The organism is Nonomuraea sp. NPDC049269 (assembly GCF_043197155.1).
Classification (GTDB): Bacteria; Actinomycetota; Actinomycetes; order Streptosporangiales; family Streptosporangiaceae; genus Nonomuraea.
In genome coordinates this window covers 1,341,875-1,366,040 of the sequence record NZ_JBICSO010000002.1, presented here as the reverse complement: position 1 = coordinate 1,366,040, position 24,166 = coordinate 1,341,875, and the positions used below count along the sequence as shown (strand labels likewise).

Below are 24,166 nucleotides of genomic sequence, written 5' to 3'. Positions count from 1 at the left end.
TAACGCACTACGGGCGTGGGGGCCCATGGACAGAGCCCCCACGCCTCGTAATAGCTCTTACAGCTCGGTAACGGAACCCCCAGCAGCGGCGATTTTCTCCTTCGCGGCGGACGAGAAGGCGTGAGCCTGCACGTTCACCGCGACCGAGATCTCGCCGGTGCCGAGCACCTTCACCAGCTGGTTCTTGCGGACAGCACCCTTGGCGACCAGCGTCTCGACGGTGACCTCGCCACCGTCGGGGAACAACTCACCGATCCTGTCCAGATTGACAACCTGGTAGGTCGTCTTGAACAGCGCGTTGGAGAAGCCCTTGAGCTTCGGCAGACGCCTCTGCAGCGGCACCTGGCCACCCTCGAAACCGAGGGGGACCGTCGTACGGGCGTGGCTGCCCTTGGTGCCGCGACCGGACGTCTTACCCTTGGACGCCTCGCCACGGCCCTTGCGGACCTTGGACTTGTTGGCGCCGGGGGCCGGACGCAGATCGTGAATCTTGAGCGGAGCCTTGTCAGTCATGACTAGTCGACCTCTTCCACCTCGACGAGGTGCGTCACCACGGTGACCATGCCGCGAATCTCGGGCCGGTCCTCCTTGACGACGACATCGCCGATTCGCTTCAGGCCAAGCGAACGCAGCGAGTCACGCTGGTTCTGCTTGCCACCGATCTTCGAGCGAACCTGAGTGATCTTCAGGCGTGCCATGACTAGCTCACCGCCTTGGCTGCCGCGGCTTCGGCGATGCCTTCGCGCTGAGCCTTCAGCATCCTGGCCGGAGCGACGTCCTCGATCGGCAGGCCACGGCGGGCGGCGATCTCCTCGGGCCGGGAAAGACCCTTCAGAGCCGCCACGGTGGCGTGCACGATGTTGATCGGGTTGTCCGAGCCGAGCGACTTGGACAGGACGTCGTGGATCCCGGCGCACTCCAGTACGGCGCGCACCGGGCCACCGGCGATGACGCCGGTACCGGCGGAGGCCGGACGCAGGAAGACGACACCGGCCGCCTCTTCACCCTGCACGGTGTGCGGGATGGTGCCCTGGATGCGCGGCACCTTGAAGAAGTGCTTCTTCGCTTCCTCGACACCCTTGGCGATGGCCGCGGGGACTTCCTTGGCCTTGCCATAGCCGACGCCGACCAGGCCGTTGCCGTCACCGACGACGACGAGGGCGGTGAAGCTGAAGCGACGACCACCCTTCACGACCTTGGCCACTCGGTTGATCTTCACTACGCGCTCGATGTACGAGACGCCCTTGTCGGCGGCGCCGCCGCGGCGATCGTCACGACGGTCACGCCGCTCGCCACCGGTGCCGCCACCGCGACGCGGAGCTGCAGCCATCAGTGGTTCCTCATCTCAGTTGCCATTAGTTGCGATGTCCGGGCCCGCATCAGAACTCGAGCCCGCCTTCGCGGGCGCTGTCCGCCAGAGCGGCGATGCGCCCTGCGTAGCGGTTGCCACCACGGTCGAACACAACCGCGGTGATCCCGGCTTCCTTGGCCCGCTGAGCGAGGAGCTCGCCGACCTTCTTGGCCTTCTCGGTCTTGTCAACCTCGAGCGTGCGCAGCGCGGAGTCCATGGTGGACGCGCTCACCAGCGTGTGGCCGACGGAGTCGTCCACGATCTGCACGAACAGGTGACGAGTCGAGCGGTTGACGACCAAGCGCGGACGCGCGGCCGTACCGACGACGTTCTTGCGGACGCGGCGGTGACGGCGGGCCCGCGAGACGGTGCGGGCAGCCGTGTGCTTGCCGAACGCAGTCTTCGGAGCCATGCCTACTTACCAGCCTTTCCGACCTTGCGGCGGATCTGTTCGCCCTGGTAACGCACGCCCTTGCCCTTGTACGGGTCAGGCTTGCGCAACTTGCGGATGTTGGCCGCGACCTCGCCGACCTTCTGCTTGTCGATGCCGTCCACGTGGAACAGGGTCGGCCTCTCGACACGGAAGGTGACGCCCTCGGGGGCGTCGACGATGACCGGGTGACTGAAGCCCAGTGCGAACTCCAGCTGCGTCGGGCCCTTGGCCTGAACGCGGTAACCGACGCCGACGATCTCCAAGGTCTTGGAGTAGCCCTGCGTGACGCCCTGCACCATGTTGGCGATCAGCGTCCGCGACAGGCCGTGCAGCGCACGAACCTTGTTCTCGTCGTTCGGCCGGGTGACGGCGATAGCGCCGTCGTCGTCGCGACCCACCACGATGGGCTCCGCGACCGTATGAGAAAGCGTGCCCTTCGGGCCCTTGACCTGAACATCCTGGCCGCTGATCGCGATGTCTACGCCATTCGGCACAGGGATGGGCAGCCGTCCGATTCTCGACATGCTGTGTTCCTCCCCTCTACCAGACGTAGGCGAGGACTTCCCCGCCCACACCACGCTTGCCGGCCTGCTTGTCGGTCATGAGGCCGGCGGACGTCGAGATGATCGCGACACCCAGCCCACCCAGGACTCGAGGCAGATTGTCCTTCTTCGCATACACCCGCAGACCGGGCTTCGACACCCGGCGCAGTCCCGCGAGCGACCGCTCACGGGTAGGCCCGAACTTGAGCTCCACCACGAGGTTCTTGCCAACCTTGGCGTCTTCGACGGTCCAAGCCTGGATGTAACCCTCCTGCTGGAGGATCTCGGCGATGTGCGCCTTGATCTTCGAATACGGCATCGTCACGCTGTCGTGGTACGCCGAGTTCGCATTACGCAGACGCGTCAGCATGTCTGCGATCGGGTCGGTCATCGTCATGGCCAGTGGCCTTCCTCGCCGCGGTTTCCAGTCGGTGAAGCAGAGCTCTACCGGTGGACCTTCGGCGCGGTCATGGGCGCTCTCCGCGAGAGCACCCTGGTTTGACAGTTCTACATATGTACGGCCGACAGCCCCACGGGGGCGACACGTGGCCGCCCCCAAGGGTAACTACCAGCTGGACTTGGTGATGCCAGGCAGCTCGCCCCGGTGCGCCATCTCACGGAAGCACACACGGCAGAGCCCGAACTTGCGGTAGACGGCGCGGGGCCGGCCACAACGCGTGCAACGGGTGTACGCCCGGACTTCGAACTTCTGCTTACGCCCTGCCTTGGCGATCAGCGACTTCTTCGCCATGATCAGGCCTCCTTGAAGGGGAACCCGAGGAGCTTCAGCAGCGCCCGGCCCTGGTCGTCGTTCTTCGCGGTGGTCACGACCGTGATGTCCATGCCCCGCGGCCGGTCGACCTTGTCCTGGTCGACCTCGTGGAACATGACCTGCTCGGTCAGACCGAACGTGTAGTTGCCGTTGCCGTCGAACTGCTTGGGCGACAGGCCACGGAAGTCCCTGATGCGGGGCAGCGCCAGCGACAGAAGCCTGTCGAGGAACTCCCACATCCGGTCGCCGCGGAGGGTGACGTGCGCACCGATCGGCATGCCCTCGCGCAGCTTGAACTGGGCGATGGACTTGCGCGCCCGGACGACGGCCGGCTTCTGACCGGTGATCACGGTGAGGTCGCGAACGGCCCCCTCGATGAGCTTCGAGTCGCGAGCCGCCTCGCCGACACCCATGTTGACCTTGATCTTCACCAGGCCGGGGATCTGCATGACGTTCTCGATGCCGAAGTCCTCGCGAAGCTTGGCCGCGATCTCCTCGCGGTACTTCGTCTTGAGGCGCGGCGTCGGACGCTCGGTCTCAGTAGTCGTGGCAGTCATCAGCTGTCCTCACCCGTCTCGTCGGCCTTGTCGTCGGCCTTCTTGTCGGCGGGCTTGTCGTCGCGCTTCTCGTCCTTGAGCTTCTTCACGTTGCTCACGTGGATGGGAGCCTCCATGGTCTGCACGCCGCCGGTCTTGGCGCCGCGCGGACCCTGGTGGGTCTCCTTCGCGTGCTTCTTGATCATGTTGATGCCCTCGACCACCACGCGGTCTTCCCGCGGGAGGGTGGCGATGACATGACCCTTGGCACCCTTGTCCTTACCGGCGATGACCTGGACGAGGTCACCCTTCTTCACATGCAGCTTCGGCATTACAACACCTCCGGCGCGAGCGAGATGATGCGCATGAACTTCTTGTCGCGCAGCTCACGGCCCACCGGGCCGAAGATACGGGTGCCGCGAGGGTCGCCGCTGTCCTTGATGATGACGGCGGCGTTCTCGTCGAAGCGGATGTAGGAGCCGTCGGGCCGGCGGCGCTCCTTGACCGTGCGGACGATTACGGCCTTGACCACGTCGCCCTTCTTGACGCCCGTGCTACCGGGCAGGGCATCCTTGACAGTGGCGACGATCACGTCGCCGATACCGGCGTAGCGTCGGCCCGAGCCACCGAGAACGCGGATGCAAAGAATCTCCTTGGCACCCGTGTTGTCGGCGACCTTGAGCCGCGACTCCTGCTGGATCACGTTTCTTCTCCTGATCAGTCGCGCTGGTTCTCGTCATTGCCGAGCCTGGCGGAACTTGTATGGTCTTTTTCCTCCGGCCACAGCTCCAGGAGCCGCACCGCAGGCGACGCGAGGCCGGGGCCTCGCGTCCTTGGACACCGTCATGGGGGCCTGGAGGCCCCCACGAGGCGCGGTATATCCGAGAAGTGTTACTTGGCCTTCTCGAGGATCTCCACGACCCTCCACCGCTTGGTGGCGGAGAGGGGGCGGGTCTCCATCAGAAGCACACGGTCGCCGACGCCACAGGCGTTGGCCTCGTCGTGTGCCTTGTACTTGGTCGTACGGCGAATGACCTTGCCGTACAGACGGTGCTTGACACGGTCCTCGACGGCGACGACGACGGTCTTGTCCATCTTGTCGCTGACGACCAGGCCCTCACGGACCTTGCGGAAGTTCCGCGAGTCGTCGTTCGTCTCGGTGGTCTCTGTGGTCTCGGTCTCAGCCATCGCTCGTCTCCTTCTCAACCGTGATGATGCCAAGCTCGCGCTCGCGCATCACGGTGTAGATACGGGCGATCTCGCGGCGGACGGCACGCAGCCGCCCGTGGCTCTCCAACTGTCCGGTCGCTGCCTGGAAGCGGAGGTTGAACAGCTCCTCCTTGGCCTCCTTGAGCTTCTGGACCAGGGTGTCCTCGTCCTCGACTCGCAGCTCGCCGGCGGTCAGGCCCTTAGCCATCACGCCTCACCAACTTCACGCTTAACGATCTTGCACTTCATGGGCAGCTTGTGGATCGCGCGAGTGAGCGCCTCGCGGGCAACCGACTCGGCGACACCGGAAAGCTCGAACATGACGCGACCCGGCTTGACGTTGGCGATCCACCACTCGGGCGAACCCTTACCGGAACCCATGCGGGTCTCAGCCGGCTTCTTGGTCAGCGGGCGGTCGGGGTAGATGTTGATCCACACCTTTCCACCACGCTTGATGTGACGGGTCATCGCAATACGAGCCGACTCGATCTGGCGGTTGGTCACGTAGGAGTGCTCAACAGCCTGGATGCCGAACTCGCCGAACACGACCCTGGTGCCGCCCTTGGCGGCACCGCTGCGGTCGGGCCGGTGCTGCTTGCGGTGCTTGACCCTGCGCGGGATCAGCATGGTCAGCTCCCTTCAGCACCCGGCTGCGCAGCCGGGCCGGTCTCGGGGGCAGCCTGTGAGGCCGCCTCAGTCCTGGGGGCGCGGTCGCCACGACCGCCACCGCGACGGGCGCCACCGGCGCCGCCACCACGGCGCGGACGGTCACCGCCGCCGCCGCCACCGGGGCCGCCGCGACGGTCGTCACGCTCACGACGCTGGCCGGCACGGGCACCGGCAGCGGCCGCCTCACGCTCGGCGCGGCTGGTGGGCGCCTCGCCCTTGTAGATCCACACCTTCACGCCGATGCGGCCGAAGGTGGTGCGGGCCTCGTAGAAGCCGTAGTCGATGTCCGCGCGGAGCGTGTGCAGCGGCACGCGGCCCTCGCGGTAGAACTCCGACCTCGACATCTCAGCGCCGCCAAGACGGCCCGAGCACTGCACCCGGATGCCCTTGGCGCCGCTCTTCATGGCCGACTGCATGGCCTTGCGCATGGCACGACGGAACGAGACACGGCTGGAGAGCTGCTCGGCGACACCCTGCGCGACGAGCTGGGCGTCGATCTCGGGGTTCTTCACCTCGAGGATGTTGAGCTGGACCTGCTTCTTGGTCAGCTTCTCCAGGTCACCGCGGATGCGGTCGGCCTCCGCGCCGCGACGGCCGATGACGATGCCCGGCCGGGCGGTGTGGATGTCGACCTGGACGCGGTCGGTCGTGCGCTCGATCTCCACCTTGGAGATGCCGGCCCGCTCCATGCCCTTTTGCAGCATGCGACGGATCGACACGTCCTCGGCGACGTACGACTTGTACAGCTTGTCGGCGTACCACCGGCTCTTGAAGTCGGTCGTGATGCCGAGGCGGAACCCGTGCGGGTTAACCTTCTGGCCCACTATCGGGTCCTTCCCTTCGGCTCGCGGGACTCCACGATCACGGTGATGTGGCTCGTCCGCTTGTTGATCCGATAGGCACGACCCTGGGCACGCGGACGGAACCGCTTCAGCGTCGGGCCCTCATCGACCCACGCCCGGCTCACGAAGAGCGTCTGGGGGTCGAGATCGAAGTTGTGCTCTGCATTTGCCATGGCGCTCGAGAGCACCTTGTAGATCGGCTCGCTCGCCGACTGGGGAGCGAACTGCAGCACGGCCTGCGCCTCCGAAGCGGGCAGCCCGCGAATAAGGTCCACCACGCGGCGGGCCTTGAGGGGCGTGACGCGGACGAACCGCGCCTGAGCCCTGGCTTCCATCGCTTACTCCTCTTAACTGCTTCTGAAGGCGTCTATCGCCGGCTGCGGCGATCTTCCTTGACGTGACTGCGGAAGGTACGCGTCGGGGCGAACTCTCCCAGCTTGTGGCCGATCATCGACTCGGTGACGAACACCGGGACGTGCTTGCGGCCGTCGTGCACGGCGATCGTGTGCCCGAGCATGTCCGGCACGATCATGGAGCGCCGCGACCACGTCTTGATAACGGTCTTGGTGCCCTTCTCGTTCTGAACGTCCACCTTCTTGGCGAGGTGGTCGTCGACGAAGGGACCCTTCTTAAGGCTACGTGGCATATCGGCTGCTCCTACCGCTTCTTCCTCTTGCTCCGGCGGCGGATGATCAGCCGGTCGCTGGACTTGTTGGCCTGGCGGGTACGGCCCTCGGGCTTGCCCTTCGGGTTCACCGGGTGGCGACCACCGGAGGTCTTACCCTCACCACCACCGTGCGGGTGGTCAACGGGGTTCATGGCGACACCGCGGACGGTCGGGCGCTTGCCCTTCCACCTCATGCGGCCGGCCTTGCCCCAGTTGATGTTGGCCTGCTCGGCGTTGCCGACCTGACCCACCGACGCCCGGCAGCGCACGTCGACCATGCGCATTTCACCAGACGGCATACGCAGCGTGGCGTACTGGCCTTCCTTGGCGAGCAGCTGGATCTGAGCGCCAGCGGAGCGGCCGAGCTTGGCGCCGCCGCCCGGACGGAGCTCCACCGCGTGGATGAAGGTACCCGTCGGGATGTTGCGCAGCGGCAGGCAGTTGCCCGGCTTGATGTCGGCCCCGGCGCCGTTCTCGATGCGGTCGCCCTGCTTGAGGCCGGTCGGCGCGATGATGTAGCGCTTCTCGCCGTCGGCGTAGTGCAGCAGAGCGATGTTGGCGGTGCGGTTGGGGTCGTACTCGATGTGAGCGACCTTCGCCGGGATGCCGTCCTTGTCATGCCTCCGGAAGTCGATGATCCGGTAGGCGCGCTTGTGACCGCCGCCTTGGTGGCGAGCGGTGACCCGGCCGTGTACGTTGCGGCCGCCCTTGCTGTGAAGGGGCGCAAGCAACGACTTCTCGGGCGTGCTGCGGGTGATCTCGGAGAAGTCCGAGACACTCGACCCGCGGCGACCCGGAGTCGTCGGCTTGTACTTACGGATGCCCATCTTTTTCGTTCATCCTTCGTCGGTTACATGGGTGAGCCCGCCGCACGAACGTGCGACGGTCTCTACCCTTGGCAAGCCGTACGGCCCGCCTACTTCTATGGCTGCTAGCCGATCTGACCGAAGATGTCGATCCGATCGCCCTCGACCAGGCTCACAATCGCGCGCTTGGTGTCGGGACGCTTGCCGAAACCGGTGCGGGTGCGCTTGCGCTTGCCCTGCCGGTTGATCGTGTTCACGCTGGTGACCTTGACCCCGAAGATCTGCTCAACAGCGATCTTGACCTGGGTCTTGTTCGCGGTATTGCGCACCAGGAACGTGTACTTGTTGTTCTCATCGATCAGGCCGTAGCTCTTCTCAGAGACGACCGGCTTGATGATGATGTCGCGCGGGTCGGCGATCTTCTCCATCAGGCGTCAGCCCCTTCACTCGCATTGGCCGACCCTGCCGACAGCCGCGCCACGACCTGGTCGTACGCCTCCTGGGTGAAGACCACGTCGTCGTGGCAGAGCACGTCGTAGGTGTTGAGCTGCCCGGAGTCCAGCAGGTGAACCTCGGGAGCGTTGCGCAGGCTCAGCCAGGTCAGCTCGTCGGCCTCGTCGACGACGAGGAGGACGGTCCTGGACTGGGTGATCTTACGCAGGGCCTCGAGAGCCGCCTTGGTCTTCGGCGTCTCGCCGGTGACCAGACCGCTCACGACGTGCACGCGCCCGCCGCTCGCCCTGTCGGACAGGGCACCGCGCAGGGCGGCGACCTTCATCTTCTTGGGCGTCCGCTGCGAGTAGTCGCGCGGCACCGGGCCGTGGACGACGCCACCACCGGTGAACTGCGGCGCGCGGGTCGAGCCCTGACGGGCGCGACCGGTGCCCTTCTGGCGGTACGGCTTCTTGCCGCCGCCCCTGACCTCACCACGGGTCTTGGCCTTGTGGGTGCCCTGCCGGCGAGCGGCGAGCTGGGCCACGACCACCTGGTGGATCAGCGGAATGTTGACCTTGGCGCCGAAGATGTCTTCGGGCAGGTCGACGGTGCCGGCCTTGGAACCGCTGGCGTCGAGGACGTCAATGCTGGTCACTTGGCAGCCCCCTTCTTGGCAGCGGTGCGGACGAGGACCAGGCTGCCGTTGGCGCCGGGGATCGCACCCTTGATCAGGATGAGACCGTTCTCGACGTCGACGGCGTGAACCTTGAGGCTCTGCACGGTGGTGCGGACGTTACCCATCCGACCAGCCATGCGAAGACCCTTGAATACGCGGCCCGGGGTGGCGCAGCCACCGATGGAACCCGGCGAGCGGTGCTTGCGCTGCGTACCGTGCGACGCGCTCAGGCCCTTGAAGCCGTGTCGCTTCATGACACCGGCGAAGCCCTTGCCCTTGCTCTTGCCCGTCACGTCGACGAACTGGCCGGCCTCGAAGGTGTCGGCCAGGAGTTCCTGGCCCAGGGTGTAGTCGCTAGCGTCGTCGGTGCGGATCTCCGCGAAGTAACGGCGCGGGGTGATGTCGTGCTTACGCAGGTAGTCGCCGAGCGGCTTGTTGACCTTCCGTGGGTCGACCTGTCCGAAGCCGAGCTGAACGGCGGAATAGCCATCCTTGTCGGCGGTGCGGACCCTGGTAACCACGCACGGACCGGCCTCGACCACGGTCACCGGAACCATCCGGTTGTCCGCGTCGAAGACCTGGGTCATGCCGAGCTTCTTGCCCAGGACGCCCTTGATCGTCTTAGCCATGTCAGTGCGTTCCCTCAGAGCTTGATCGAAATGTCGACGCCCGCGGGGAGGTCGAGCCGCATGAGCGAGTCGACGGTCTTGGGCGTCGGGTCGATGATGTCAATCAGCCGCTTGTGCGTGCGCATCTCGAAGTGCTCGCGGCTGTCCTTGTACTTGTGCGGCGAGCGGATGACGCAGTACACGTTCTTCTCGGTCGGCAGCGGCACCGGGCCCGCGACCTTCGCGCCAGTCCGCGTCACCGTCTCGACGATCTTCTTGGCCGAGCTGTCGATGACCTCGTGGTCATAGGCCTTAAGCCGGATGCGGATCTTTTGTCCCGCCATAGTGGCCTCGGTGTCCTTCGCTGTCGTCTGAAAAAGTATCGTGCGGCCTGTTGCCGCTATTCGTGCAGGACGAGCCCGCACAACCCCACGTGACAGACGTTGATGATCTGCCGTTTTCTTCCGTGATCCGGCAGTTACTTCGGTCACTCCGAAGCCACTGCGAGATCACGGCTTTCCCGTGAGGCCTGAGGGCGGGAGCCGTAGGGACTCCTGCCCTCTCGTGGTGCGGCGGTCGGCCTCGATATCCGAGGGACGACCGCCGCCCCGCGATCGTACTACTTGATGATCTTGATGACCCGGCCGGCGCCGACGGTGCGGCCACCCTCACGGATCGCGAACTTGAGACCGTCCTCCATGGCGATGGGCTGGATCAGCTCAACGCGCATCTCGGTGTTGTCGCCCGGCATGACCATCTCGGTGCCCTCGGGGAGGTGCACGACACCGGTCACGTCAGTCGTACGGAAGTAGAACTGCGGGCGGTAGTTGTTGAAGAACGGCGTGTGGCGGCCGCCCTCGTCCTTCGACAGGATGTAGACCTGGCCGTTGAACTCGGTGTGCGGGGTGGTCGTGCCCGGCTTGATGATGCACTGGCCGCGCTCGACGTCGTCGCGCTTGATGCCGCGGAGCAGCAGCGCGGCGTTGTCGCCCGCGTGACCCTCGTCGAGGATCTTGTTGAACATCTCGATGCTGGTGACCGTGGTGGTCGTCTTCTCGGCCTTGATGCCGATGATGTCGACCTGCTCGTTGGTCTTGACGACACCGCGCTCGATACGGCCGGTGACGACCGTGCCGCGACCGGTGATCGAGAAGACGTCCTCGACCGGCATGAGGAACGGCTTGTCCGTCTCGCGGGGCGGCTCGGGCACGTTCTCGTCGACCGCGTTCATCAGCTCGATGATGCTGTCGGCCCACTTCGCGTCGCCCTCAAGAGCCTTGAGCGCGGAGACGCGAACGACCGGAAGGTCGTCGCCGGGGAACTCCTGAGCCGAGAGCAGCTCACGGACCTCGAGCTCGACGAGCTCCAGGATCTCCTCGTCGTCGACCATGTCGGCCTTGTTGAGGGCCACGACGATGTAGGGGACGCCGACCTGGCGGGCCAGGAGGACGTGCTCCTTCGTCTGCGGCATCGGGCCGTCAGTGGCGGCGACCACGAGAATCGCACCGTCCATCTGCGCGGCACCGGTGATCATGTTCTTCACGTAGTCCGCGTGACCGGGGCAGTCCACGTGAGCGTAGTGGCGCTTCTCCGTCTGGTACTCGACGTGCGCGATGGAGATCGTGATGCCGCGGGCCTTCTCCTCCGGCGCCTTGTCGATCTTGTCGAACGGAGTAGCCTTGTTCAGCTCGGGGAAACGGTCGTGGAGCACCTTGGTGATCGCCGCGGTCAGCGTGGTCTTGCCGTGGTCGATGTGCCCAATGGTGCCGATGTTCATGTGCGGCTTGTTCCGCTCGAACTTGGCCTTAGCCACTGGTTCTCTCCTTGAGAATCTGACTGACTTTCGTCTACACACTCGGGCCCGGGTGATCCCGAACCCCTAGGCGGTGAGGCGGCTCGCACCGCCCCACCAGAGGCCGAAGCCCCTTGACGGCCGGGCTGGGCCCGGCCGGGGGTTCCGGGACTAGTCGCCCCGGACCTTCGCGACGATCTCCTTGGCGATGCCCGGAGGCACCTCCGAGTAAGAGTCGAACTGCATGCTGTAGCTCGCGCGCCCCTGCGTCTTGCTACGCAGGTCGCCCACGTAGCCGAACATCTCAGAAAGCGGTACGAGCGCCGAGACGACACGGGCACCAGCCCGCTCGTCCATCGCCTGGATCTGCCCGCGGCGACCATTGAGGTCACCGATGACGTCACCCATGTAGTCCTCGGGCGTGGTGACCTCGACGGCCATCATCGGTTCGAGGAGTACAGCGTCGGCCTTGCGAGCGGCCTCCTTGAAGGCCATCGAGCCGGCGATCTTGAAGGCCATTTCCGAGGAGTCGACGTCGTGCGCGGCACCGTCGATCAGCGTCACCTTCACGCCCACCATCGGATAGCCGGCCAGCACGCCGAACTCGGCGGCCTCCTGGGCACCCGCGTCGACCGAGGGGATGTACTCCCTCGGGACCCGGCCACCCGTGACCTTGTTCTCGAACTCGTAGCCGTCGTTGCCTTCGCCCAGCGGTTCGAGCTTGATGATGACCCGCGCGAACTGGCCGGACCCACCCGTCTGCTTCTTGTGGGTGTAGTCGACCTTGTCCACCGTGCGGCGGATGGTCTCGCGGTAGGCCACCTGAGGACGACCGACGTTGGCCTCGACCTTGAACTCGCGACGCATACGGTCGACGAGGATCTCCAGGTGAAGCTCGCCCATGCCCCAGATGACCGTCTGGCCGGTCTCCTCGTCACGACGGACCTGGAAGGACGGGTCCTCCTCGGCCAGCCGCTGGATCGCGGTCGACAGCTTCTCCTGGTCGCCCTTGGTCTTGGGCTCGATCGCGACGTTGATGACCGGAGCCGGGAACGTCATGGACTCGAGCACGACCTGGTTGGCCGGGTCGGACAGGGTGTCGCCGGTCGTGGTGTCCTTGAGACCCATGACGGCGACGATCTGGCCGGCGGAGGCCACCGGGCGCTCCTCACGCTTGTTCGCGTGCATCTGGTAGATCTTGCCGATCCGCTCCTTCCGGCCCTTCACCGAGTTCACGACCTGTGAACCCGACTCGAGTGTGCCGGAGTAGATGCGGATGTAGGTGATCTTGCCCAGGTGCGGGTCGCTCGCGATCTTGAACGCCAGCGCGGAGAACGGCTCGGTCGGGTCCGCGTGACGGACGACGACCTTCTCCTCGTTGCCGACCGCGTGGCCTTCGAAAGCCGGGATGTCGATCGGCGCGGGGAGGTAGGCGACCACCGCGTCGAGCAGGGGCTGCACGCCCTTGTTCTTGAACGCGGTGCCGGTGAGAACCGGGTTGATGACGCTGGCCAGCGTCGCGCGGCGGATAGCCGCGACCAGCTGCTCCTCGGTGGGCTCGATCGCCTCGAGGAAGAGCTCCATCATCTCGTCGTCGTTCTCGGCGACGGTCTCGACGAGCTTGTCGCGCCACTCACGAGCGGCTTCGGCGTGGTCGGCCGGGATGTCGACGACGTCGTACATCTCGCCCTTGGCCGCGTCCTCGCTCCAGAGCAGGCCCTTCATCTTCACCAGGTCGATGACGCCCTTGAAACCGGCCTCGACGCCCCAGGGAAGCTGAATGACCGCCGGGGTGGCGCCCAGACGCGTGACCATCATGTCGACGCAGCGGTGGAACTCCGCGCCGACCCGGTCCATCTTGTTCACGAAGCAAATGCGGGGGACGTTGTAGCGGTCGGCCTGACGCCACACCGTCTCCGACTGCGGCTCGACGCCCGCGACACCGTCGAACACGGTGACCGCACCGTCGAGGACACGAAGGTTACGCTCGACCTCGATGGTGAAGTCGACGTGGCCCGGGGTGTCGATCAGGTTGATCGTGTGACCGTCCCACTCGCAGGTCGTCGCAGCGGACGTGATCGTGATGCCACGCTCCTGCTCCTGCTCCATCCAGTCCATGGTGGCAGCGCCATCGTGGACTTCACCGATCTTGTAGTTGATGCCGGTGTAGAACAGGATGCGCTCAGTCGTGGTGGTCTTACCCGCGTCGATATGGGCGATGATCCCGATGTTTCGGACCTTTGCCAGGTCTAGAGCGGTCGTTGCGGCCACTTCTCTCGCGTCCTCGTCGTCTCGTCGAACCCGCCGGGGTTACCAGCGGTAGTGGGCGAAGGCCTTGTTGGACTCGGCCATCTTGTGGGTGTCCTCGCGCTTCTTGACACTCGCTCCGAGGCCATTGCTGGCGTCGAGGAGCTCGTTCATGAGGCGCTCGGTCATGGTCTTCTCGCGGCGGGCGCGGGAGTACTGCACCAGCCAGCGCAGGGCCAGCGTCGTGCTGCGCGCGGCGCGCACCTCGACCGGCACCTGGTAGGTCGCGCCACCAACACGACGGCTGCGAACCTCGAGGGTCGGCTTGACGTTGTCAAGCGCGCGCTTCAGGGTGACGACCGGGTCGTTGCCCGTCTTGTCCCTGCAGCCCTCAAGGGCGCCGTACACGATCGACTGCGCGATGGAACGCTTGCCGTCCAGGAGCACCTTGTTGATCAGAGCGGTGACCAGCGGCGAGCTGTAGACCGGGTCAGACATGAGCTGACGGCGGCCGGGAGAACCCTTGCGAGGCATAGTTAGCTCTTCTCCCTCTTCGCGCCGTACTTGCTGCGAGCCTGCTTGCGGTTGCGGACACCCTGGGTGTCCAGCGAACCGCGAATGATCTTGTAGCGGACACCCGGCAGGTCCTTCACACGACCGCCGCGCACGAGCACGATGGAGTGCTCCTGCAGGTTGTGGCCCACACCGGGGATGTAAGCCGTGACCTCGATGCCGTTGGTGAGCCGAACACGGGCCACCTTGCGCAGTGCCGAGTTGGGCTTCTTAGGGGTCGTGGTGTAGACGCGCTGGCACACACCTCGACGCTGCGGATTCGCCCTTAGGGCAGGAGTCTTGGTCTTGGCGACCTTGTCCTGCCGGCCCTTGCGGACCAACTGCTGAATAGTGGGCACTGCCACTCCGTTCGTGCTGGCCGGTAATACGTCTTGTGCATTTCGCAGGTTCTGCCGGTGTCATGACCTGCTGGTTTTCCCCGTCTCGGCGCCCCCGCGCTCGGGCGTGTCGCGCTCTTCGCACAGACACATCCGCAGGGACAACGAGCCAGGAAGCCGTCCGGCGCTCCCATATATGAGCGCACAGCCGAGAGCCCGCTAACGACGGGCACGATGCTCTAGACTACCCAGGCCCACGCGACACGTCAAAGCAGCGCGACAAAGCGGACACGCTTTTGCCACTACTGCTGGTCGCTGGGCCCTCTTCGATACATGCCCGGCTACTGCTCCACGCCCATGATATCCGGCCCACGGAGTATTTCGTCGCGGTTCCCCATGATGACTCGCACCGGACCACGCATGGCCATGCGCGCGCTGGATGGGCGCACCAGGCATCGGAACCTGTGAAGTGGTCCCGGCTACCCTCCGACCACCCAGACGGCCCAGAGCGCGCACGTAGCGGCGCCCAGCCCGTAAACCGGAGGAGCGTGCCCCTGGAGGGAGCCCGGCCCCGTACGGCGGGTGGGGCCCACCGGGCTGGCCGTAACTACAAAACAAAGCACCGCGCCCGGATCACCAAGATCCAGACGCGGTGCTTCGAAACGCTGACTAGCGGTTGTACTGACCGAAGTCGTACTCCTCCAGCGGAACGGCCTCGCCGCTGCCGGTGCCGAAGGTGTAGTCGGCCGCGGAACCGTCGTATCCACCGACGGTGTACATCGCCGCCTTGGCCTCTTCGGTGGGCTCGACCCGGATGTTGCGGTACTGGGGCATGCCCGTACCGGCCGGGATGAGCTTACCGATGATGACGTTCTCCTTCAGGCCCAGGAGCGAGTCGGACTTGGCGTGGATCGCCGCGTCCGTCAGGACCCTGGTGGTCTCCTGGAAGGAGGCCGCCGACAGCCACGACTCGGTGGCGAGCGACGCCTTCGTGATGCCCATGAGCACCGGGCGACCGGCGGCCGGGGAGCCACCTTCCGCCACCGTCTGGCGGTTCATCTGCTCGAAGCGCGGGCGCTCGACGAGCTCGCCGGGCAGCAGGTCGGTCTCGCCGGACTCCAGCACGTTCACGCGCTTGAGCATCTGCCGCACGATGATCTCGATGTGCTTGTCGTGGATCGACACACCCTGCGAGCGGTACACCTGCTGGACCTCGGCCACCAGGTGCAGCTGCACGGCCCGCGGGCCGAGGATGCGCAGCACCTCGTTGGGGTTGACCGCACCGGCGACCAGCTGCTGGCCGACCGTCACGCGCTGGCCATCGGAGATGAGCAGGCGTGAACGCATCGAGACCGGGTACGCGATCTCCTCCGAGCCGTCATCCGGTGTGATGACGATCTTACGAGACTTGTCGGTCTCGTCGATGCGGACCCTGCCCTCGGTCTCGGAGATCGGGGCGACACCCTTGGGGATGCGCGCCTCGAAGAGCTCCTGGACACGGGGCAGACCGTGGGTGATGTCGGCGCCCGCCACACCACCGGTGTGGAAGGTACGCATCGTCAGCTGCGTGCCCGGCTCACCGATCGACTGGGCGGCGATGATGCCGACCGCCTCGCCGACGTCGACGAGCTTGCCGGTCGCCAGCGAGCGGCCGTAGCAGGTCGCGCAGACGCCGATCTTGGCTTCGCAGACGAGCGCGCTCCGCGTGCGGACGGTCTCGATGCCGGCCTCGACCAGCGCGGTGACGTGGATGTCGTTGATGTCGACACCAGCCGCCGCGATGACCTTGCCGTCGACCTCGACGTCCTCGGCCAGGATGCGGCCGTGCACGTTGGACTCGGCGTTCTCCGCCTTGACCAGGTTGCCCGACGCGTCCCGATCGGCGACGTGCAGCGGGACCCCGCGGTCGGTGCCGCAGTCGATCTCACGCACGATGACGTCCTGCGCCACGTCCACCAGACGACGGGTCAGGTAACCCGAGTCGGCGGTACGCAGGGCGGTGTCGGCCAGACCCTTCCGCTGTCCGTGGGTGGAGATGAAGTACTCCAGCACCGACAGGCCCTCGCGGAACGAGGCCTTGATCGGACGCGGGATCGTCTCACCCTTGGTGTTGGACACCAGACCACGGATGCCGGCGATCTGACGCACCTGCATCTTGTTGCCTCGGGCACCGGAGTTGACCATCATCCAGACCGGGTTGGTCGCCGGGAAGGCGTTGACCATGTCGGTCTCGACGTCGGCCGTCGCGTGCGTCCAGATCTCGATGAGCTCCTGACGGCGCTCCTCGTCGGTGATCAGACCACGCTCGTACTCACGCTGGACCTTGTCGGCCCGGCGCTCGTAGTTCTCCATGATGGTGGCCTTGTTGGGCGGCGCGACGACGTCGTCGATCGAGATCGTGACACCGGAGCGGGTCGCCCAGCGGAAGCCGGCGTCCTTGAGCGCGTCGAGCGAGTTGGCCACGTCGACCTTGGGATAGGTCTCGGCCAGCTCGTTGACGATGACGGACAGCTGCTTCTTGCCGACCTGGAAGTTGACGAACGGGTAGCTCGCCGGCAGCGTCTGGTTGAACAGGCACCGGCCGAACGTCGTCTCCAGACGGATCGGGTCACCCTGCTCCCAGCCCTCCGGCGCGACCCACTCGCGGGGCGGCAGGACGTCCTTGAGCCGGATCTGGATCTTCGCCTGGATCTCCAGCTCGTGACGGTCGAAGGCCATCTGAGCCTCGGCGATCGAGCCGAAGACCCGGCCCTCGCCCGCCGCGCCGTCCTTCTGGGTGGTCAGCCAGTAGAGGCCGATGACCATGTCCTGGGTGGGCATCGTCACGGGCTTGCCGTCGGCCGGCTTGAGGATGTTGTTGGTCGAGAGCATCAGGATGCGTGCCTCGGCCTGGGCCTCAGCCGACAGCGGCAGGTGCACGGCCATCTGGTCACCGTCGAAGTCCGCGTTGAACGCGGTGCAGACGAGCGGGTGGATCTGGATGGCCTTGCCCTCGACCAGCTGCGGCTCGAACGCCTGGATGCCCAGACGGTGGAGCGTCGGAGCGCGGTTGAGCAGCACCGGGTGCTCGGTGATGACCTCTTCGAGCACGTCCCACACGACCGGACGAGCCCGCTCGACCATCCGCTTGGCCGACTTGATGTTCTGGGCGTGGTTGAGATCGACCAGCCTCTTCATCACGAACGGCTTGAACAGCTCCAGCGCCATCTGCTTGGGCAGACCACACTGGTGCAGCTTGAGCTGCGGGCCGACGACGATGACCGAACGGCCGGAGTAGTCGACTCGCTTGCCCAGCAGGTTCTGGCGGAACCGGCCCTGCTTGCCCTTCAGCATGTCGCTGAGGGACTTGAGCGGACGGTTGCCGGGACCGGTGACCGGGCGACCACGACGGCCGTTGTCGAACAGCGCGTCGACGGCCTCCTGGAGCATCCGCTTCTCGTTGTTCACGATGATCTCGGGCGCGCCGAGGTCGAGCAGACGCTTGAGGCGGTTGTTCCGGTTGATGACCCGGCGGTACAGGTCGTTCAGGTCGGAGGTCGCGAACCGGCCACCGTCGAGCTGCACCATCGGGCGCAGGTCCGGCGGGATGACCGGGATGCAGTCGAGCACCATGCCACGCGGCGAGTTGGTGGTGTTGAGGAACGCCGACACGACCTTGAGCCGCTTGAGCGCGCGGGCCTTCTTCTGGCCCTTGCCGCTGCGGATCGTCTCGCGCAGGTTCTCCGACTCGACGTCGAGGTCGAAGCTGATCAGGCGGTCCTGGATCGCCTGAGCGCCCATGCCGCCCTTGAAGTAGCGGCCGAAGCGGTCGCGCATCTCGCGGTAGAGCAGCTCGTCGCCCTCAAGGTCCTGGACCTTGAGGTTCTTGAAGCGGCTCCACACCTCGTCGAGCCGGTCCAGCTCACGCTGGGCCCGGTCGCGAAGCTGACGCATCTCGCGCTCGGCGCCCTCACGGACCTTGCGGCGCTGGTCGCCCTTGGCGCCCGCGGCCTCAAGCTCGCCCAGGTCGCCTTCGAGCTTCTTCTGCCTGGCCTCGACGTCGGCGTCACGGCGCTGCTCGATGTGCTGCCGCTCGACGGAGATCTTCGCCTCCAGCGAGGGCAGGTCACGCTCACGCATCTCGGTGTCGACATGCGTGATCATGTACGCCGCGAAGTAGATGACCTTCTCCAGGTCCTTCGGGGCCAGGTCGAGCAGGTAACCGAGGCGCGACGGGACGCCCTTGAAGTACCAGATGTGCGTGACGGGCGCGGCCAGCTCGATGTGGCCCATCCGCTCACGACGCACCTTGGCGCGAGTCACCTCGACGCCACAGCGCTCACAGATGATGCCCTTGAACCGGACGCGCTTGTACTTGCCGCAGTAGCACTCCCAGTCGCGGGTCGGACCGAAGATCTTCTCGCAGAAGAGCCCGTCCTTTTCCGGCTTGAGGGTGCGGTAGTTGATGGTCTCTGGCTTCTTTACCTCGCCGTGCGACCACTGACGGATGTCGTCGGCCGTCGCGAGGCCGATCCTGAGCTCGTCGAAGAAGTTGACGTCTAGCATTTTGTGCGATCTCCCCCTCAGACTTCTTCCACGCTGCTCGGCTCACGCCGGGACAGATCGATACCGAGCTCCTCCGCCGCGCGGAAGACGTCCTCGTCGGTGTCACGCATCTCGATGGACATGCCGTCGCTGGAGAGCACCTCGACGTTGAGGCACAGCGACTGCATTTCCTTGATGAGGACCTTGAAGGACTCCGGGATGCCCGGCTCGGGGATGTTCTCGCCCTTGACGATCGCCTCGTAGACCTTCACGCGGCCCAGGACGTCGTCGGACTTGATCGTCAGCAGCTCCTGGAGCGCGTAGGCGGCGCCGTACGCCTCCAGAGCCCAGACCTCCATCTCACCGAAGCGCTGGCCACCGAACTGGGCCTTACCGCCGAGCGGCTGCTGGGTGATCATGGAGTAGGGGCCGGTCGACCGGGCGTGGATCTTGTCATCGACCAGGTGGAGCAGCTTCAGGATGTAGATGTAGCCGACCGCGATCGGATAGGGGAACGGCTCGCCGGAGCGGCCGTCGAACAGTTTGGCCTTTCCGCTCTGCTGCACCATCCGGTCGCCGTCGCGGTTGGCGACGGTGTTGCCGAGGAGGCCGACGATCTCCTCCTCGTGGGCGCCGTCGAAGACCGGCGTGGCCATGTTGGTGCGCGGGGCGACCTTCTCGAAGCCCTTGTCACGCAGCCGCTCGGCCCAGGCTTCCTGGACGCCGGAGATGTCCCAGCCGCGGGCGGCGATCCACCCGAGGTGGGTCTCCAGCACCTGGCCGACGTTCATTCGGCCGGGCACGCCCAGGGGGTTGAGGATGATGTCGACCGGGGTGCCGTCCTCCAGGAACGGCATGTCCTCGACCGGCAGGATCTTGGAGATGACACCCTTGTTGCCGTGCCGGCCGGCCAGCTTGTCGCCGTCGGTGATCTTACGCTTCTGGGCCACGTAGACGCGGACCAGCTCGTTGACGCCGGGCGGCAGCTCGTCGCCCTCTTCGCGGGAGAACACGCGGACCCCGATGACCTTGCCCTGCTCGCCGTGCGGCACCTTCAGCGAGGTGTCGCGGACTTCACGGGCCTTCTCACCGAAGATCGCGCGCAGCAGCCGCTCCTCCGGGGTCAGCTCGGTCTCGCCCTTCGGGGTGACCTTGCCGACCAGGATGTCGCCGGGTACGACCTCGGCGCCGATGCGGATGATGCCGCGCTCGTCGAGGTCGGCCAGGACCTCCTCGGAGACGTTGGGGATGTCCCGGGTGATCTCCTCAGGGCCCAGCTTGGTGTCGCGGGCGTCGACCTCGTGCTCCTCGATGTGGATCGAGGACAGGACGTCGTCCTGCACCAGCCGCTGGGACAGGATGATCGCGTCTTCGTAGTTGTGACCCTCCCATGGCATGAACGCCACCAGCAGGTTCTTGCCCAGCGCCATCTCACCGGTGTCGGTGCAGGGACCGTCGGCGATGACCTGGTTGACCTCGACCCGGTCGCCCTCGGCGACGATGGGCTTCTGGTTGAAGGAGGTGCCCTGGTTGGACCGCTTGAACTTGGCGACACGGTAGGTGGTGCGGGTGCCGTCGTCGTTCATCACGGTGACGTAGTCGGCGGAGACCTCCTCGACCACGCCCGCCTTCTCGGCGCTGATGACGTCACCGGCGTCGGTCGCGGCACGGTATTCCATGCCGGTGCCGACCAGCGGCGCCTCGCTCTTGAGCAGCGGCACCGACTGGCGCTGCATGTTGGAGCCCATCAGCGCCCGGTTGGCGTCGTCGTGCTCCAGGAACGGGATCATCGCGGTGGCCACCGACACCATCTGGCGCGGCGAGACGTCGATGTAGTCGACCTCCTCGGCCCGGGCCAGCTCGGTCTCGCCGCCCTTGGTGCGGACCAGGACGCGAGCCTCGGCGAACGAGCCGTCGGGGTTGATCGCGCTGTTGGCCTGCGCCTTGACGAAGCGGTCTTCCTCATCGGCGGTCAGGTAGTCGATCTGTTCGGTCACCTTGCCGTCGACGACCTTGCGGTAAGGCGTCTCCACGAAGCCGAAGGCGTTGATCCGGCCGTAGGAGGCCAGCGAGCCGATCAGGCCGATGTTGGGGCCTTCCGGGGTCTCGATCGGGCACATCCGGCCGTAGTGGGACGGGTGCACGTCACGAACCTCGAAGCCGGCCCGCTCACGGGACAGACCACCGGGGCCGAGCGCGGACAGACGCCTCTTGTGCGTCAGGCCGGCCAGCGGGTTGGTCTGGTCCATGAACTGCGACAGCTGCGAGGTGCCGAAGAACTCCTTAATCGACGCCACGACCGGGCGGATGTTGATCAGGGTCTGCGGCGTGATCGCCTCGACGTCCTGAGTGGTCATCCGCTCGCGCACGACGCGCTCCATGCGGGCCAGACCCAGGCGGACCTGGTTCTGGATGAGCTCGCCGACGCTGCGCAGGCGGCGGTTGCCGAAGTGGTCGATGTCGTCGACCTCGACGATCACGGTGTCGACCGGCGCCTCCTGGGCGGCCGGCATCGAGTCCTCGCCGGCGTGCAGCCGGACGATGTACTCGATCGTGGCGACTACGTCCTCTTCGGTCAGCGTCCCCTGGCTGATCTCACTGCCGACCCCGAGCTTCTTGTTGATCTTGTAACGACCCACCTTGGCGAGGTCGTAACGCTTGGGGTTGAAGTACAGGTTCTCCAGCAGGGTCTGCGCGGATTCCTTGGTGGGCGGCTCGCCCGGACGCAGCTTGCGGTAGATGTCGAGCAGCGCGTCGTCCTGGCCGGCCGTGTGGTCCTTCTCCAGGGTGGCGCGCATCGACTCGTACTGGCCGAAACGCTCGAGGATCGCCTCGTTGGTCCATCCCAGTGCCTTGAGAAGCACGGTGACGGCCTGCTTGCGCTTGCGGTCGATACGCACACCGACGCTGTCACGCTTGTCGATCTCGAACTCGAGCCAGGCACCCCGGGACGGGATGACCTTGCAGCCGTAGAGGTCCTTGTCCGACGTCTTGTCGACATTACGTTCGAAGTAGACGCCCGGGGACCGGACGAGCTGCGAGACCACGACACGCTCGGTGCCGTTGATGATGAAGGTGCCCTTCGGCGTCATGAGCGGGAAATCACCCATGAACACCGTCTGGCTCTTGATCTCGCCTGTGGTGTTATTGATGAACTCCGCCGTGACGAACATCGGGGCGGAGAAGGTCATGTCCTTGTCTTTGCACTCATCTACTGAGTACTTGGGCGGCTCGAACCGGTGGTCGCGGAACGACAAGGACATGGTCCCCGAGAAGTCCTCGATGGGACTGATCTCTTCGAAGATCTCTTCGAGGCCCGACTGGGTCGGGACGTCCTTGCGCCCGGCCTGACGAGCCGCCTCTACCCGGGCCTTCCATTTCTCGTTACCGAGCAGCCAGTCGAATGACTCGGTCTGCAGGGCGAGAAGGTCAGGAACTTCGAGGGGCTCCTGGATGCGCGAAAAAGAGACGCGACGGGGACCAGCGGGTACGGCGGAGGCGTTGCGCGAGGCTGCCAACAGATGTCCTTCCGAGGGCTCGCGGCGGACTGACTACACGCACGCCAGACAACCTCGCAACGTGAGCAAGCGGAGCGGGTCGTCAAAGGGCAGCGCAAAGGGGCAGTGTAGCCGAACGGCACACGCCTGTCCACTTCACTCTCGCTGCATGCTCCACGTTGGTCGCAGCATCGCCCGTTCGAGCGGAAACGTCAAGCCCGCAAGCGCGACTTTCCGCCGACCCAGGGGCCGGACGCTGGGTTTTCTCCCCTGCGTGATCGGACGCCTACCGTCAGGCCCAAGACGATACCCGCGAACGGGGACGGTTAACGCTCCGTCACACCGAGGGTCGAACCCATGCCGACAACCGGTGCTGCTGTGACTCTGATGCCCGGTACTTGGGGTTCGCTAAACCTTATTTTTGGTAACAATTGAACATTGGGACGCGCCCGGTGACTCAAGCCGTACCGATCAAGGTCGACAGCTCGGCCACCAGCCAGCGCGAATCTTGCCGGATCATGACGAACCTGGCCCGGTTCTGGCTGACCTGTTGCTGTGGTTCGGCCTTGCCGGGGATCTTCTTGACCGTACCCGTGTTCACGAAGAGCAGAACCTCAACTCGATCACCTTCTGCCCGCTCCACACCCGCGTCGGCGACGGCCGCCGTCTGCACCGTCTTCTCCGCCTTGGCCTTGGCGACCAGGGTGGCCGCCAGCTCCTTGTAGTGCTTGGCCAGCTCGCCGGTCGTGTGTCCGGTCGCCCGGGCCAGATCCCGCTCGACCGTCCGGTAGTCGTACGACAGCAGGTCCGGCGCCACCGTACGGGCCGCGGCCATGGCCTCTCTTCCGGCCTCCTCGTCCACGCGCAAGGAGTGCGCGTCGTACCAGAACACTCCTGACACCGCGCCGAGCCCGAGCACCAGGACCAGCAGCGCGATCACGACCGCCCTCACACCACCTGCACCGCCCTCGACACCAACCAGACTCCCTTCTCCTTGGCCAGGTCCATCGACCACCGGTAGAACCGCTCCTGCTTGGGGGTCTTGGAACCGTCCCAGCGGATCTCCACGTCGGCCACGACCAGCACCCGCGCGGTCTCCTCCGTCATCGACACGAGCCCTGTGGCGCGGAGTACGCCGTGCTGGACGACCTTGTTCTTCAGCGTGGTGGACTTGAGTTTGCCCGCGTTGGCCGTGTATTCCTCCTTGGCCACGCCGGTGGAGGTGGCCAGGATGCGCCCCACGTCGGCGTCGACGGTCTTGTAGTCGAGCGAGATCAGGTTGATCGCGTGCGTGCCCGCCGCGTCGAGCGCGGCTCGCCGGTCGTCCGCTCTGGCCTGCTCGGCCAGATCCTGTCCGCGAAGGAACACCACGGCGGCGCCGAGCAGCACCACCAGCAGAACGAGTACGCCGGTCAGGACGCGGAGTGGCCGGGCGGCGGGTTCGTCCACGTCTGCTCACCTCCCGGCTTGGTTGCGCGGATGATAACCCGCCGATCCGTCCCGCAGCCCGGGAAACGACAGAGGCGACATAGGACCCTCACGGAGGCGGGGCGCGTTGTCCTGGCCGGCCTCGATGAGGCAAGCACCTGACAAACGCCGTCAGACGGCCCCCTGAGGCCCGTTGCGCGCACAGCGCGGCATTCTGCCCTTTCCCATCACCGAGGCCGTGG

29 protein-coding genes are annotated in these 24,166 nt (G+C 65.8%); all 29 read right to left on the bottom strand.

Translation table 11 applies throughout. From position 1 onward, the window contains the following. Positions 1–57: 57 nt before the first annotated feature. The gene (gene rplO, locus ACGFNP_RS16560; protein ID WP_345558121.1) at positions 58–513 is read right to left on the bottom strand and encodes a 50S ribosomal protein L15; all 456 of its coding nucleotides are present in this window, start codon (positions 511–513) and stop codon (positions 58–60) included. Positions 514–515: 2 nt separating this feature from the next. Further along, a complete protein-coding gene (gene rpmD / locus ACGFNP_RS16555; RefSeq protein ID WP_132509679.1) occupies positions 516–698 on the bottom strand; it encodes a 50S ribosomal protein L30 in 183 nt (60 codons plus the stop codon). 2 nt (positions 699–700) lie between these two features. Beyond that, positions 701–1,330 (bottom strand): 30S ribosomal protein S5, encoded by a 630-nt coding sequence (gene rpsE / locus ACGFNP_RS16550; protein ID WP_049572667.1) that lies wholly within the window; start codon positions 1,328–1,330, stop codon positions 701–703. Positions 1,331–1,379: 49 nt separating this feature from the next. After that, positions 1,380–1,763 carry a 50S ribosomal protein L18 gene (gene rplR, locus ACGFNP_RS16545; protein WP_358330625.1) on the bottom strand — a complete coding sequence of 128 codons (384 nt, stop codon included), beginning with the start codon at positions 1,761–1,763 and terminating at the stop codon, positions 1,380–1,382. 2 nt (positions 1,764–1,765) lie between these two features. After that, positions 1,766–2,308, bottom strand: coding sequence for a 50S ribosomal protein L6 (gene rplF / locus ACGFNP_RS16540; RefSeq protein ID WP_214633184.1), 543 nt, complete (start codon positions 2,306–2,308; stop codon positions 1,766–1,768). Between the two features lie 16 nt (positions 2,309–2,324). After that, the gene (gene rpsH / locus ACGFNP_RS16535; RefSeq protein WP_192789898.1) at positions 2,325–2,723 is read right to left on the bottom strand and encodes a 30S ribosomal protein S8; all 399 of its coding nucleotides are present in this window, start codon (positions 2,721–2,723) and stop codon (positions 2,325–2,327) included. 168 nt (positions 2,724–2,891) lie between these two features. Beyond that, positions 2,892–3,077 carry a type Z 30S ribosomal protein S14 gene (locus ACGFNP_RS16530; RefSeq protein ID WP_090769707.1) on the bottom strand — a complete coding sequence of 62 codons (186 nt, stop codon included), beginning with the start codon at positions 3,075–3,077 and terminating at the stop codon, positions 2,892–2,894. Positions 3,078–3,079: 2 nt separating this feature from the next. Further along, positions 3,080–3,655 (bottom strand): 50S ribosomal protein L5, encoded by a 576-nt coding sequence (gene rplE / locus ACGFNP_RS16525; RefSeq protein WP_214633183.1) that lies wholly within the window; start codon positions 3,653–3,655, stop codon positions 3,080–3,082. Next, positions 3,655–3,957 (bottom strand): 50S ribosomal protein L24, encoded by a 303-nt coding sequence (gene rplX, locus ACGFNP_RS16520; protein WP_358330662.1) that lies wholly within the window; start codon positions 3,955–3,957, stop codon positions 3,655–3,657. Before rplX ends, rplE begins: the two co-directional genes overlap by 1 nt. A gap of 8 nt (positions 3,958–3,965) precedes the next feature. Continuing rightward, positions 3,966–4,337 carry a 50S ribosomal protein L14 gene (rplN, locus tag ACGFNP_RS16515; protein WP_026214151.1) on the bottom strand — a complete coding sequence of 124 codons (372 nt, stop codon included), beginning with the start codon at positions 4,335–4,337 and terminating at the stop codon, positions 3,966–3,968. Between the two features lie 188 nt (positions 4,338–4,525). Beyond that, positions 4,526–4,822 carry a 30S ribosomal protein S17 gene (gene rpsQ / locus ACGFNP_RS16510; RefSeq protein WP_214633181.1) on the bottom strand — a complete coding sequence of 99 codons (297 nt, stop codon included), beginning with the start codon at positions 4,820–4,822 and terminating at the stop codon, positions 4,526–4,528. Next, a complete protein-coding gene (gene rpmC, locus ACGFNP_RS16505) occupies positions 4,815–5,051 on the bottom strand; it encodes a 50S ribosomal protein L29 (RefSeq protein WP_214633180.1) in 237 nt (78 codons plus the stop codon). The genes rpsQ and rpmC overlap by 8 nt, the downstream gene beginning before the upstream one ends. Further along, on the bottom strand, positions 5,051–5,470 hold the full coding sequence (gene rplP / locus ACGFNP_RS16500; protein ID WP_219539596.1) for a 50S ribosomal protein L16: 420 nt from the start codon (positions 5,468–5,470) through the stop codon (positions 5,051–5,053). Before rplP ends, rpmC begins: the two co-directional genes overlap by 1 nt. Positions 5,471–5,472: 2 nt before the next feature. Then, the gene (gene rpsC / locus ACGFNP_RS16495) at positions 5,473–6,336 is read right to left on the bottom strand and encodes a 30S ribosomal protein S3 (protein ID WP_358330628.1); all 864 of its coding nucleotides are present in this window, start codon (positions 6,334–6,336) and stop codon (positions 5,473–5,475) included. Next, positions 6,336–6,689 (bottom strand): 50S ribosomal protein L22, encoded by a 354-nt coding sequence (gene rplV, locus ACGFNP_RS16490; RefSeq protein WP_219539598.1) that lies wholly within the window; start codon positions 6,687–6,689, stop codon positions 6,336–6,338. The genes rpsC and rplV overlap by 1 nt, the downstream gene beginning before the upstream one ends. A 32-nt stretch (positions 6,690–6,721) precedes the next feature. After that, complete coding sequence (rpsS, locus tag ACGFNP_RS16485; protein ID WP_358026393.1) at positions 6,722–7,000, bottom strand: 30S ribosomal protein S19; 279 nt, start codon at positions 6,998–7,000, stop codon at positions 6,722–6,724. A gap of 11 nt (positions 7,001–7,011) precedes the next feature. Then, a complete protein-coding gene (gene rplB / locus ACGFNP_RS16480; protein WP_214633175.1) occupies positions 7,012–7,848 on the bottom strand; it encodes a 50S ribosomal protein L2 in 837 nt (278 codons plus the stop codon). A gap of 104 nt (positions 7,849–7,952) precedes the next feature. Next, positions 7,953–8,255 carry a 50S ribosomal protein L23 gene (gene rplW, locus ACGFNP_RS16475; RefSeq protein WP_358026397.1) on the bottom strand — a complete coding sequence of 101 codons (303 nt, stop codon included), beginning with the start codon at positions 8,253–8,255 and terminating at the stop codon, positions 7,953–7,955. Further along, positions 8,255–8,917, bottom strand: coding sequence for a 50S ribosomal protein L4 (gene rplD, locus ACGFNP_RS16470; RefSeq protein WP_219539601.1), 663 nt, complete (start codon positions 8,915–8,917; stop codon positions 8,255–8,257). Before rplD ends, rplW begins: the two co-directional genes overlap by 1 nt. Further along, positions 8,914–9,567, bottom strand: coding sequence for a 50S ribosomal protein L3 (rplC, locus tag ACGFNP_RS16465; RefSeq protein WP_219539602.1), 654 nt, complete (start codon positions 9,565–9,567; stop codon positions 8,914–8,916). The genes rplD and rplC overlap by 4 nt, the downstream gene beginning before the upstream one ends. 14 nt (positions 9,568–9,581) lie before the next feature. After that, positions 9,582–9,890, bottom strand: coding sequence for a 30S ribosomal protein S10 (rpsJ, locus tag ACGFNP_RS16460; protein ID WP_012887830.1), 309 nt, complete (start codon positions 9,888–9,890; stop codon positions 9,582–9,584). A gap of 275 nt (positions 9,891–10,165) precedes the next feature. Next, positions 10,166–11,359, bottom strand: a complete 1,194-nt coding sequence (gene tuf, locus ACGFNP_RS16455; RefSeq protein WP_358330632.1) for an elongation factor Tu — start codon at positions 11,357–11,359, stop codon at positions 10,166–10,168. A gap of 150 nt (positions 11,360–11,509) precedes the next feature. After that, positions 11,510–13,609 carry an elongation factor G gene (gene fusA / locus ACGFNP_RS16450; RefSeq protein ID WP_358330635.1) on the bottom strand — a complete coding sequence of 700 codons (2,100 nt, stop codon included), beginning with the start codon at positions 13,607–13,609 and terminating at the stop codon, positions 11,510–11,512. A gap of 39 nt (positions 13,610–13,648) precedes the next feature. After that, a complete protein-coding gene (gene rpsG, locus ACGFNP_RS16445; RefSeq protein ID WP_138670613.1) occupies positions 13,649–14,119 on the bottom strand; it encodes a 30S ribosomal protein S7 in 471 nt (156 codons plus the stop codon). Between the two features lie 2 nt (positions 14,120–14,121). Then, entirely contained in the window at positions 14,122–14,496 is a 375-nt protein-coding gene (gene rpsL, locus ACGFNP_RS16440; protein ID WP_214633169.1) for a 30S ribosomal protein S12, read from the bottom strand. Between the two features lie 648 nt (positions 14,497–15,144). Then, positions 15,145–19,020: a DNA-directed RNA polymerase subunit beta' gene (locus tag ACGFNP_RS16435; RefSeq protein ID WP_358330639.1), complete on the bottom strand. Its 3,876-nt coding sequence runs from the start codon at positions 19,018–19,020 to the stop codon at positions 15,145–15,147. A 17-nt stretch (positions 19,021–19,037) separates the two neighbouring features. Further along, positions 19,038–22,517 (bottom strand): DNA-directed RNA polymerase subunit beta, encoded by a 3,480-nt coding sequence (rpoB, locus tag ACGFNP_RS16430; protein WP_393319219.1) that lies wholly within the window; start codon positions 22,515–22,517, stop codon positions 19,038–19,040. Between the two features lie 436 nt (positions 22,518–22,953). After that, positions 22,954–23,448 (bottom strand): hypothetical protein, encoded by a 495-nt coding sequence (locus ACGFNP_RS16425; protein WP_393319216.1) that lies wholly within the window; start codon positions 23,446–23,448, stop codon positions 22,954–22,956. Beyond that, positions 23,445–23,945, bottom strand: coding sequence for a hypothetical protein (locus tag ACGFNP_RS16420; RefSeq protein ID WP_393319213.1), 501 nt, complete (start codon positions 23,943–23,945; stop codon positions 23,445–23,447). Before ACGFNP_RS16420 ends, ACGFNP_RS16425 begins: the two co-directional genes overlap by 4 nt. Between the last annotated feature and the right edge of the window lie 221 nt (positions 23,946–24,166).